The organism is Zobellia russellii (assembly GCF_044597075.1).
GTDB classification, from domain to species: domain Bacteria; phylum Bacteroidota; class Bacteroidia; order Flavobacteriales; family Flavobacteriaceae; genus Zobellia; species Zobellia russellii.
In genome coordinates this window covers 2,251,260-2,263,400 of the sequence record NZ_CP139000.1, presented here as the reverse complement: position 1 = coordinate 2,263,400, position 12,141 = coordinate 2,251,260, and the positions used below count along the sequence as shown (strand labels likewise).

Annotated in this window: 9 protein-coding genes and 1 pseudogene; all 10 read left to right on the top strand. The window is 40.5% G+C overall.

Translation table 11 applies throughout. From position 1 onward, the window contains the following. Positions 1–14: 14 nt before the first annotated feature. The 10 genes and pseudogenes from SJY45_RS09130 (at position 15) to ftsA (ending at position 12,133) form a co-directional block, all read left to right on the top strand. The gene (locus SJY45_RS09130) at positions 15–341 is read left to right on the top strand and encodes an FtsL-like putative cell division protein (protein WP_215441242.1); all 327 of its coding nucleotides are present in this window, start codon (positions 15–17) and stop codon (positions 339–341) included. Continuing rightward, complete coding sequence (locus SJY45_RS09125) at positions 341–2,347, top strand: penicillin-binding protein (RefSeq protein ID WP_400074212.1); 2,007 nt, start codon at positions 341–343, stop codon at positions 2,345–2,347. The genes SJY45_RS09130 and SJY45_RS09125 overlap by 1 nt, the downstream gene beginning before the upstream one ends. Beyond that, on the top strand, positions 2,344–3,807 hold the full coding sequence (locus SJY45_RS09120) for a UDP-N-acetylmuramoyl-L-alanyl-D-glutamate--2,6-diaminopimelate ligase (protein WP_400074210.1): 1,464 nt from the start codon (positions 2,344–2,346) through the stop codon (positions 3,805–3,807). The genes SJY45_RS09125 and SJY45_RS09120 overlap by 4 nt, the downstream gene beginning before the upstream one ends. Positions 3,808–3,844: 37 nt before the next feature. After that, positions 3,845–5,065 carry a phospho-N-acetylmuramoyl-pentapeptide-transferase gene (gene mraY / locus SJY45_RS09115; RefSeq protein ID WP_215441245.1) on the top strand — a complete coding sequence of 407 codons (1,221 nt, stop codon included), beginning with the start codon at positions 3,845–3,847 and terminating at the stop codon, positions 5,063–5,065. A gap of 1 nt (position 5,066) precedes the next feature. Continuing rightward, a complete protein-coding gene (murD, locus tag SJY45_RS09110; RefSeq protein ID WP_400074208.1) occupies positions 5,067–6,401 on the top strand; it encodes a UDP-N-acetylmuramoyl-L-alanine--D-glutamate ligase in 1,335 nt (444 codons plus the stop codon). A 12-nt stretch (positions 6,402–6,413) separates the two neighbouring features. Continuing rightward, positions 6,414–7,613, top strand: a complete 1,200-nt coding sequence (locus SJY45_RS09105) for an FtsW/RodA/SpoVE family cell cycle protein (protein WP_400074206.1) — start codon at positions 6,414–6,416, stop codon at positions 7,611–7,613. Further along, a complete protein-coding gene (murG, locus tag SJY45_RS09100; protein ID WP_400074204.1) occupies positions 7,600–8,703 on the top strand; it encodes an undecaprenyldiphospho-muramoylpentapeptide beta-N-acetylglucosaminyltransferase in 1,104 nt (367 codons plus the stop codon). Before SJY45_RS09105 ends, murG begins: the two co-directional genes overlap by 14 nt. A gap of 20 nt (positions 8,704–8,723) precedes the next feature. Then, positions 8,724–10,077, top strand: a pseudogene (gene murC, locus SJY45_RS09095) (UDP-N-acetylmuramate--L-alanine ligase). Beyond that, a complete protein-coding gene (locus SJY45_RS09090) occupies positions 10,067–10,786 on the top strand; it encodes a cell division protein FtsQ/DivIB (protein ID WP_400074202.1) in 720 nt (239 codons plus the stop codon). Before murC ends, SJY45_RS09090 begins: the two are co-directional and overlap by 11 nt. 3 nt (positions 10,787–10,789) lie before the next feature. After that, the gene (gene ftsA / locus SJY45_RS09085) at positions 10,790–12,133 is read left to right on the top strand and encodes a cell division protein FtsA (RefSeq protein WP_215911802.1); all 1,344 of its coding nucleotides are present in this window, start codon (positions 10,790–10,792) and stop codon (positions 12,131–12,133) included. Positions 12,134–12,141: the final 8 nt, after the last annotated feature.

The window sequence follows — 12,141 nt, the reverse complement described above, 5'->3', positions numbered from 1 at the left end:
GAGAGAAGAAAAACATGAAAAAAGGATTGTTGAACATACTTAAAGGTAGGTTTTTGGTGAGTGATGACGCGCCTAAGAACTGGTTGTTCATCATTTTCACTTCTTTTCTGGCTACGGTAATGATCGGTAGCTCGCATAGTGCGGATAAAAAAGTACATCAAATTGCCGCTTTGAACGAAGAGGTGAAAGAGCTTCGTAATGAATTTGTAGATGCGCGATCGGATGTTCAGCAATTAAAGTTGGAATCTACCGTAATGCAGATCGTTGCGGAGAAAGGGTTGTTTCCTTCACAGGTGCCGCCCAAACAGATTAGGGTAATATCAAACAAAGAGGAAGAATAGTGGCTGTAACCGAAAAAAGCATATTGACCCGGTTGTACGTTGTAACGGCGTTCATGTTCCTGTTTGCTGTAGCAGTACTTTTCAAATTGGTGAACATTCAGTTCGTGCAAGGAGAGAAGTATAAGGCTTTGGCTATGGAGCGTACGGAGAAAATGTTCACTATTGCGCCTAATAGAGGTAACCTGTACTCGGATGATGGTAGTTTGTTGGCTACTTCAGTATCGCGTTACACTATTCGTTTTGATGCGGTTACCGTAAGCGATGAGGATTTTAGAAAGAATATTGTGCCATTGTCCAATTCGCTTTCAAAAATGCTGGGTAAGCCTTCATCGCATTATCAAAAATTATTGCGCAAGGCTAAAGTGAATAAAAATAGGTATGCACTTATCGCTAGAAACCTGGATTATTCAGAATATATAACGGTTAAGGATTTTCCCTTGTTCAATAAAGGTCCGTACAAAGGAGGGTTGATCATTGAGCAGAAAACGGTTAGGGAGCATCCGTTAGGTAAGATTGCCGAGCGTAGCGTTGGGTACGAGAATGTAGATGAGGATGGGTACTATTCCGGTGTGGGGCTGGAAAGGGCCTATGGGGAATATTTGAGAGGTGTTGAAGGAAAAAGACTAAAACAAAAGATTGCCAAAGGCCAGTGGAAGCCAATAGGGTGGGAGAATATCGTAGAGCCTAAAGATGGGTATGATTTGGTGTCTACCATCGATATTAATATTCAAGATATCGCCCACCATGCTTTGCTGGGGCAGCTGGAGCATTACAAAGCGGACCATGGTTGTGTTATTGTAATGGAAACGGAAACCGGAGAGGTGAAGGCTATCTCAAATTTGGGTAGAACGGAGTCCGGTAAGTATTATGAGCGCTTAAATTATGCTATTGGGGAGTCTAGTGAGCCCGGATCTACTTTTAAGTTAATGTCGCTTGTGGCAGCGCTAGAAGATAAGGTAATTGATACCAATACCGTAATGGATACGGAAAAAGGACGCTGGAAAATCTATGATAGAATTGTAAAGGATTCCAAGTGGGGCGGTTACGGTAAGATTTCTGCAGGCCATGCTTTTGAGGTTTCTTCCAACACGGCTTTTGCAAAAATGATTCATAACAATTACAAGAACGATCCGGAAAAATACGTCAATCGTCTTATGAGTATGAATCTCAACAAAAAGCTTGATTTGCCTATAAAGGGTGAAGGAGAGCCGGTTATTAGATTTCCTGGGGATAAAGGTTGGTCCGGTATTTCGTTGGCTTGGATGTCCCATGGGTATGAGGTTTCAATGACGCCTTTACAAGTGTTGACATTTTATAACGCTATCGCCAATGATGGTGAAATGGTAAAGCCTAGGTTGATAAAAGAAGTGCGTGAGTGGGATCTTACCATTCAGAAATTTGATAAAGAGGTGATTAATCCTTCGGTTTGTTCTAAAGAAACGGCGGCTAAAGTTCAGCAGTTGTTAAAGAATGTAGTGGAGAAAAAATATGGAACGGGTCACGGTCTGTATTCACCTAATTTTTCAATGGCAGGGAAAACGGGAACGGCACAGAAAAACTATGTGTCCAAGGATCCGGACAAATTAAAATACATATCCTCGTTTGCAGGTTACTTTCCGGCGGAAAACCCAAAATACTCCTGTATAGTGGTTATTCATGAACCGGACAAGAGTGTGGGGTATTATGGGGCGGATGTTTCCGGACCGGTATTTAAATCTGTTGCTCAGAAGGTGTACGCTACATCGCCGTTGGTAGATGAGGTAGATATGGAAAAGATGAAAGACCAACGATTGGATAAATCGTACCAGAAATATTATGCGGAGGCCCAAAAGAGCTATAAGCAAGTGCCTAATGTTAAGGGTATGAGCGGTATGGATGCTATTTCCATTCTTGAAAATTTAGGGATTGAAGTAGAGGTAAGGGGCAATGGCAAAGTAAAAAGACAGTCCGTTTCACAAGGAGCGGATATTAAGGATATCAAAAAAATTACACTAGAATTATCGTGAAGTTGCTAAAAGACATATTGTTCGGCGCAAGCCTCACCAACGTAATCGGTTCTACCGATGTTTTGGTGAACGCTATCTGTTTTGACTCTAGAAAAGTTAAGATGGATGATGTTTTTGTGGCTATAAAAGGCACGGTAACAGATGGTCATTTATATATAGCTAAGGCTATAGATCTTGGTGCAAAAGCTATTGTGTGCGAGACGCTACCGCAGCAAACTATAGATGGGGTTACCTATGTAGAGGTAAAGGACGGCAATACTGCCTTGGCAATGATGGCTTCTAATTTTTATGGTAATCCTTCAAAGAATTTAAAATTAGTAGGGGTAACGGGTACCAATGGTAAGACCACTATTTCTAGCTTACTGTATCAATTGTTTAAAAAAGCGGGCTACAAAGTGGGGCTTTTGTCAACTATCAAAATTATGGTAGATGATGAGGTTTATGCAACAAGCCATACCACTCCGGATGCATTGACAATCAATGAGCACCTGTACCTTATGAACGAGGCTGGTGTGGAGTTTTGTTTTATGGAAGTCAGTTCGCACGGAATTCACCAAAAAAGAACACAAGGGTTGGTCTTTGAAGGGGCTATTTTCACGAACCTTTCCCATGACCATTTAGATTACCATAAGACATTTGCAGAGTATAGGGATACCAAAAAGATACTGTTTGATCAATTACCAAAAAGTGCTTTTGCCATTTCCAATATAGACGATAAGAATGGGGCTGTCATGCTTCAGAATACGAAAGCAAAAAAATATACCTACGCGCTAAGAACGTATGCGGATTATCGTGCGCAAGTATTGGAGAGTCAATTTAACGGTACACTGTTAAAAATAAACGAGCATGAACTGTGGTCTAGGTTAATAGGTCATTTTAATGCCTATAATATGTTGGCCATTTTCACTACCGCGGATTTGTTGGGTATGGAAACTCTGGAAACCTTAAGGTTGCTGAGTGAATTGGACAATGTAGACGGCCGCTTTCAATATTTTATATCTAGTAAAAAGATTACTGCCATAGTGGATTATGCCCATACGCCGGATGCGCTAAAAAATGTGTTGGAAACAATCAGCACTTTGAGAACTGGAAATGAAAACGTCATCACCGTTGTGGGGTGTGGTGGCGATAGAGACAGATCTAAGCGTCCGGTAATGGGTCATATTGCTTCGGCAATGAGCAACAAGGCCATCTTTACTTCGGATAATCCTAGAAGTGAGTCGCCGTCCTCCATAATTGAAGCTATGGAAGAAGGAGTGGAGCCACAGAACGTAAAGAAAATCCTATCCATAGAAAATAGGGAACAGGCTATAAAAACGGCGTGCCAATTGGCCAATGCCGAAGATATTATCCTCATTGCGGGTAAAGGTCATGAGACCTATCAGGAAACCAACGGAAAGCGTATTCACTTTGACGATTTTGAAATGGTCAAAGACGTTCTCAAAAGTTTGGATAAATAACAAGGACCAAATAAGAAAAAGACTAGAAGCTTAAAAGATGCTATACTACCTATTCGAATATTTAGAAAAACAATACCAGTTGCCGGGGGCGAGCTTGTTTCAGTTCACCACCTTTAGAGCAGCTATGGCTATTCTATTTTCATTGATAATCGCTACGGTATATGGTAAGCGTGTTATTCTTTTTCTTCAAAAGAAACAAATAGGCGAAAGTGTAAGAGACCTTGGTCTTGAAGGACAGAAACAAAAGGCGGGAACCCCTACCATGGGCGGACTCATCATTATCATGTCTACTTTAATACCGGTTCTTCTGTTCGCTAAGTTGGATAATATTTACATCATCTTGTTGATTGTCACGACACTTTGGATGGGTTTCATCGGTTTTACGGATGATTACATTAAAGTGTTCAAAAAGGACAAAGAAGGGCTTAAAGGCAGGTTTAAGGTTTTGGGTCAGGTAGTTTTAGGACTTGGTGTTGGAGCTACCCTATATTTTCACCCTGGAGTAACCATGAGAGAAGACTCTAGCACTATGATTACGGAGGAGCTTCAGGTGCGTGACGTTATGGGGAAGGAAATTCAATCCGTACGCACTACGGTTCCTTTTTTCAAGAACAATGAACTGGATTATAGTGATTTTATTGGTTGGGCCGGAGAAAGTGCTAGGGATTATGCGTGGTTGATATTCATTCCTATCGTAATACTTATTGTAACTGCGGTTTCCAATGGAGCTAACCTTACGGATGGTATAGATGGGCTAGCAGCAGGTACATCGGCAATTATTGTATTTACGCTCGGCATATTTGCGTGGGTATCCGGTAACGTCATATTTTCCAATTATTTAGATATCATGTTTATACCCAATTCAGGGGAATTGGTAGTTTTTATAACTGCTTTTGTAGGGGCTTTGGTAGGGTTTCTTTGGTACAATGCCTTTCCTGCACAGGTGTTTATGGGAGATACCGGTAGTTTAACAATTGGAGGGATCATTGCGGTAATCGCCATTATCATTAGAAAGGAATTATTGATTCCCATTTTATGCGGAATCTTCTTTGCCGAGTCTTTATCGGTTATGATACAGGTGGGTTACTTCAAGTATACCAAAAAGAAATTTGGAGAGGGAAAACGTGTTTTTCTTATGTCGCCCATTCATCATCATTATCAGGTAAAAGGGTATCATGAGAGTAAGATTGTAACCCGTTTTTGGATTGTAGGTATCCTATTGGCCATTATTACCATCGTTACCTTGAAAGTAAGATAAGATGAAAAGGTTGGTGATTTTAGGTGGAGGCGAAAGTGGAGTAGGCACGGCCATTTTGGGAAAGAAAAAGGGATACGAGGTTTTTGTGTCCGACAGAGGAAAAATTAAAGAAAAATATAGAAACGTTCTTGAACATTTTGATATTGATTGGGAAGCTGAAAAGCACACCGAGGCAAAAATCCTAAATGCGGATTTAATAATGAAGAGTCCGGGTATACCTGATACGGTACCATTGGTTCAGGCCTTGCAGGAAAAGGGTATTCCGGTTATTTCGGAAATCGAGTTTGCATCAAAATATACAGATGCTACTTTAATAGGAATTACCGGAAGCAATGGTAAGACCACCACAACTATGTTGGCAAATCACCTTTTAAAAGAAGGAGGTGCAAATGTAGGAATGGCGGGGAATATTGGTGATAGTTATGCCAAAATGGTAGCGGAGAACAATTTTGATTTCTATGTTTTGGAAATCAGCAGTTTTCAGTTGGATGGTATTGTAGATTTTAAACCGCATATCGCCATTCTAACAAATATTACTCCGGACCATTTGGACCGGTATGATTACAAATTTGAAAATTATGTCGCTTCAAAATTCCGCATAGCGGAGAACCAGACCGAAGACGACTTTTTTATATATGACGCAGATGATCCGGTGATTGTCGCGTGGCTTGAAAAGCACCCCATTAAATCAAAATTGCTCCCTTTTTCCATTATGCGAGAATTGGAAGAAGGAGCTTACTTAAAGAACAACAACATAATATTGAACTCAACTAACGAGACATTGGAAATGACAAAAGAGACATTAGCACTAGAAGGAAAACACAACTTAAAGAACAGCATGGCGGCAATGACTGCTGCAAAATTAGTAGGGATAAGAAAAGCATCGATCCGTGAGAGTATCGCTAATTTTCAGGGAGCGCCACATCGCCTTGAAAACGTATTGAAAATACATCACGTACAGTATATAAACGATTCTAAGGCAACCAACGTAAACTCTGTATTTTACGCATTGGATAGCGTTAAAACACCTATTGTTTGGATTGTTGGAGGACAGGACAAAGGCAATGATTATAAAGAATTGATGCCGTTAGTGCGTGAAAAAGTTAAGGCCATAGTTTGTTTAGGACTTGACAACGAAAAAATCAAAGATGCTTTTGGTAACGTGGTGGATTTGATGGTCGAGACCTTTGCAATGGAAGAAGCTGTCAAAGTAGCTTATAAGATTGCCGAACGTGGCGATACGGTGTTGTTGTCTCCCGCATGTGCCAGTTTTGATTTGTTTCAGAACTATGAAGATCGTGGCGACCAGTTTAAAGCAGCTGTAAAAGCATTGTAAAAAGTATATAGAGTGAACGAATTTTTTAAAAATATCAAAGGAGATAAAGCTATTTGGGCCATTGCGGCCCTCTTGGGCTTGTTTTCGTTTTTACCGGTGTACAGTGCCAGTAGTAACCTGGTGTATGTTGTGGGGAACGGAACCACTTTTGGGTATTTGGTAAAACATGCATTGTTGTTGTCATTGGGCTTTGGTATTATATATGGGGTACATCGTATTCCTTCGCATTTTTTTAAGGGACTTTCTCTTATTGCCATGCCTATTGTATTGGTTTTGTTGGTGTTTACTTTGGCTCAAGGAACTACTATAGGAGGTGCCAATGCTAGTAGATGGATCAGTGTGCCGCTAGTGGGTATTTCGTTTCAGACCTCTAATCTGGCTGCCGTGGTATTAATGATATATGTAGCTAGGTATCTCAGTAAGATCCGTCTTAAAGATGTGAAATTTAAGGAGAGCATTTTGCCGTTGTGGATTCCTGTTTTTCTAACGGTAGCCCTTATTTTACCAGCAAACTTTTCAACTGCGGCCATTATATTTTCTATGGTGCTTTTGTTGTGTTTTTTAGGAGGATATCCTATTAAATATCTTATCGGAATTATAGGTGCGAGTGTGTTGAGCCTTGCATTTTTTATACTAACGGCCAAGGCAATTCCTGGTTTGTTTCCCAATCGTGTAGATACTTGGATCAGTAGGGTGGAGAATTTTGCCGATGCAGAAGATACGGAAGCGGATTACCAAATTGAACGGGCCAAGATTGCTATTGCCACGGGCGGTATCGTGGGGAAGGGTGCTGGGAAAAGTATTCAGAAGAACTTTTTGCCACAGAGTTCCTCGGATTTTATTTATGCGATAATTGTTGAGGAATATGGACTTGTAGGTGGTTTTGCCCTTATGTTTTTTTATATGTTTCTGTTGTTTAGAATTGTGGTAGTGGCCAATGGTAGTGGTACTATTTTTGGAAAACTCGTAGCCCTTGGAGTAGGGCTTCCTATCGTTTTTCAGGCATTGATAAATATGGCCGTTGCGGTTGAGCTTTTTCCTGTAACAGGGCAAACCTTACCGCTGATCAGTAGTGGTGGTACCAGTAGTTGGATGACCTGCTTGGCCATTGGTATTATTTTAAGTGTAAGTAATAAAAATTCAAATGCGGAAAAACCATCCGCAGATATAGATGAAACTAATCCTTTAGAAGTACTAAGTGGGCAATTATAGATTCATACTCTCCGGTGGTGGTACAGGCGGGCATATTTACCCGGCAATTGCCATTGCCAACGAATTGAAAAGGAGGCATCCTGACGCACAATTTTTATTTGTGGGTGCAAAGGACCGTATGGAGATGGAGAAGGTGCCGCAAGCAGGTTACGAAATTGAAGGATTATGGATTAGCGGGTTACAACGGAAACTGACCCTTAAAAATTTAATGTTTCCATTTAAAGTAATAAGTAGTTTGTTGAAGTCAGGTAAAATAGTCCGAAAGTTCAAGCCCCATGCTGTAATAGGTACTGGGGGCTTTGCCAGTGGTCCTATGTTGCGCGTGGCCTCTGGTAAAGGCGTGCCTTGTGTATTGCAGGAACAGAATTCGTATGCCGGTATTACTAACAAATTACTAAAGGATAAAGTGGCCAAAATTTGTGTGGCCTATGATGAGATGGATCGGTTTTTTCCAATGGATAAAATTGTAAAGACCGGGAATCCGGTTCGTGGCGATTTAGTGGAAATGACAGCCGATAAAAATGAAGCGTTGGATTTCTTTGGATTGAAAACGGGAGTGCCTACACTCTTGGTTTTAGGCGGAAGTCTTGGTGCACGACGCATCAATCAATTGATAGCGGCTAACCTTGATTTCTTTGGGAAAACAGGTGTTCAATTAATATGGCAGTGTGGTAAACTTTACATAGATGAGTATGCCAAATACAACTCGGAAATGGTGAAGGTGTTGGATTTTATGAACCGGATGGATTATGCATACGCTGCTTCAGATATCATTATATCGCGCGCTGGTGCCGGTTCCGTATCGGAACTGTGCATTGTGGGCAAGCCGGTAATATTTATTCCTTCGCCCAACGTGGCAGAGGATCATCAGACAAAAAATGCACGCGCACTTGCTAATGAAGATGCGGCTATTTTATTGAAAGAAAGTGAACTGGACGCGAAATTTGAAAACGAGTTTACGCAGCTTTTTCAAGATAAAGCCAAGCAAGCAAGTCTGGCCGAAAATATTAAAAGGTTGGCCTTGCCTAATGCAACTAAGGATATTGTAGACGAAATAGAAAAATTAATTGGGAATGCCACCCGTAACTAGAGGCATGAAGATTGGTAGAAATGGACTTAAAACGCATACATAACGTATATTTTATTGGCATTGGAGGCATTGGTATGTCTGCATTGGCACGTTATTTTAAGTTTATAGGAAAGAATGTTGCCGGCTATGATAAAACCCAAACTCCGCTTACGGAAGAACTTTCCGGTCTGGATATGGATATCCATTATCAAGATGATATTAATGATATAGCGGATTTATTTAAAAATAACGAAAATACCCTTGTAGTATATACACCTGCGGTTTCTGTTGAGCATACGGAATATCAATATTTTCAGAACAATGGTTTTGAAATTAAAAAACGATCAGAAGTTTTAGGGTTGATAACCAAAGGCAGCTTCTGCTTGGCGGTTGCGGGTACACATGGTAAAACTACCACGACAAGTATTTTGGCGCACTTGCTAAAAGAAACAGGGGTTAATTTTACAGGTTTTTTAGGTGGAATTTCCGAAGATTTCAATAGTAATTTTGTTTTTGAAGGCACGGATTATTCCGTTGTGGAAGCAGAATGAGTTTGATAGGTCCTTTTTAAGGTTGTTTCCTAATGTGGCTTGTGTAACCTCTATGGATGCAGATCACTTGGATATTTATGGCAACCCAGAGGAATTACAGAAGTCGTTTGTTGAGTTTGCCAACAGAGTGGCGCCGGATGGAGCACTTTTCGTGAGAAAAGGGTTGTCGTTGGCCGGAATTACATATGGGATAGATGATAATGCGGATTACTGTATTACCAATCTAAAAATCGAGAATGGAAGCTATATTTTTGATTTGAAAACTCCGGATGCCACTTTAATAGATGTGAAGTTCAGTAAACCGGGAAGGCATAATCTGTTAAACGGACTGGTAGCTTTTGCTATGGCCTTGCGCACTGGTGTATCCGCAGATAAATTAGCTGGTGCATTGGCAACCTTTAAAGGGGTACAAAGACGGTTTTCCTATAAAATAAAAAACGAAGATTTTGTTTTTATAGATGATTATGCACATCATCCCACAGAAATAGATGCCGTTTATGATGCGGTAGCGGAAATGCACCCTAACAAGAGAACATTGGCTATTTTTCAACCCCATCTTTTTTCAAGGACTAGGGATTTTGGAGATGAATTTGCGAAAAGCCTTTCAAAGTTTGATAGTATTCTGTTATTGGATATCTATCCGGCTAGGGAAAAACCTATTGAAGGAATAACTTCGGAATGGTTGTTGGATAAGATGAAGGGAGCCCAAGTAAAAACAATTCAGAAAACCAAATTAATAAACGAAATAAAAGAACAAAATCCACAGGTTCTTATTACCATGGGTGCGGGAGATATAGGTTTGGAAGTTAGTAAGATCACAAAAGAGTTGCAACATGCGTATTAATTATAACTACATAAAGTTTTTAGCTTTAATCGTTGTAATAACGGGGCTTTACGCATTTTCTAACCAAAGAAGCGCGAAACGAAATGTAAAAGGAATAACGATTGAATTCGTTGAAAATCAAAATTTATTCATCACCGAAGGCTCGGTTAATAAATTGTTAATACAAAAATTCGGTAGCCTTGAAAACTTGCCCAAAGAAAAATTAGCTTTGAATAACCTGGAGAAGGCCATTGAGGCCAACAAAATGGTGAAAAGTGCCCAAGTTTATCTTACAGTAAGCGGTGAATTAGCGTCGAAAATCATTCAACGCACACCAATCGGACGTATAGAAGGGGATTCAAAATTTTATCTTGACGAGGACGGAAAGCAAATGCCATTGTCAAATAGCTATTCTGCACGGGTACCTATAATTACCGGGCGGATAACGGATGAAGGCTTAGCGGATGTCTATAAGGTTTTGACCTACATCAATACGGACGAGTTTCTTAGGAAAAACATCATTGGGTTACACATCGTAAGCGAGGAGAAATACCAGCTTCGCTTTCGAACCGAAGAGTTTATTGTCAATTTGGGAGATGTAGAAAGGTTGAAAGAAAAGTTTAGCAATTTCAAGGCATTTTACGCCAAAGCAAATAAAGACAAAACTCTGCAGAACTATGATGTTGTTAGTTTAGAGTTTGACAATCAAGTAGTGTGCACCAAAATTTAAGTTATGGAAGTAGGTAATTATTCGGTAGGATTGGACATTGGAACAACCAAAATCGTAGCCATAATCGGTAAGAAAAACGAGTATGGTAAGATTGAGGTTCTAGGCATCGGCAAATCTAAAAGTTTAGGTGTGCATCGCGGTGTTGTAAACAATATTACACAGACTATACAGTCCATACAACAAGCCGTAGAAGAAGCTGAGCTTAACTCAGGTCTTAAAATCGGTTCTGTTGTGGTGGGTATTGCCGGGCAGCATATAAGAAGTCTGCACCATAGCGATTATATCACAAGGGCAGATTCTGAAGAAGTTATCAATGATGACGATTTGGATAAGCTGTGTAATCAAGTTTACAAATTGGTGATGCTTCCGGGCGAAGAAATCATTCATGTGCTTCCACAAGAATACAAAGTGGACGGACAGGCAGAGATTAAGGAGCCTATTGGTATGTACGGTGGCCGTTTGGAAGCTAATTTTCATGTGGTTGTAGGACAGGTTTCCTCAATCAAAAATGTAGGCAGGTGTATTAAAAGCGCCGGTCTGGATTTAGGTAATATTACATTGGAGCCTTTGGCTTCTTCCGATGCCGTATTGAGCAAGGAAGAAAAAGAGGCCGGTGTGGCATTGATCGATATAGGAGGCGGTACAACGGATTTGGCCATTTTTAAAGATGGTATTATCCGGCATACGGCGGTAATTCCTTTTGGTGGTGGTGTAATAACCGAAGACATTAAAGAGGGATGTTCCATTATTGAAAAACAAGCAGAACTTTTAAAGGTAAGGTTCGGTTCCGCTTGGCCAGGAGAAAATAAGGATAATGAGATTGTTTCTATACCCGGTTTACGTGGTAGGGAGCCTAAAGAGATTACCCTTAAAAACCTATCCAAAATTATTCATGCACGTGTAGTTGAGATTATTGAGCAAGTTTATGCCGAGATCAAAAACTACGGTCATGATGAACAAAAAAAGAAACTGATTGCAGGTATTGTGCTTACAGGTGGTGGAAGCCAGTTGAAGCACTTAAAGCAGTTGGTGGAATACATTACGGGTATGGATACACGTATCGGTTACCCTAATGAACATTTGGCGGGCGATTCAGATGCCGAAATCGCAAGTCCTTTATACGCTACAGCAGTTGGTCTATTAATGAATGCCGTAGCGAATGAAAAAAAAGGTAAGGTTGTTGAAGTTAAAGAGGAGCCTGTAGACGAGGGAGAACTTGTTATGGCAGGCCATGAAGAAGAAGAACGTCAGCAACCGCAAGCAGTGGCAAAAGTTCAAAAAGAACGCAAATCGGTATTTGACAAATGGTCCGAGAAGTTGAAAGACTTTTTGGATAACGCCGAGTAAAGTATGAC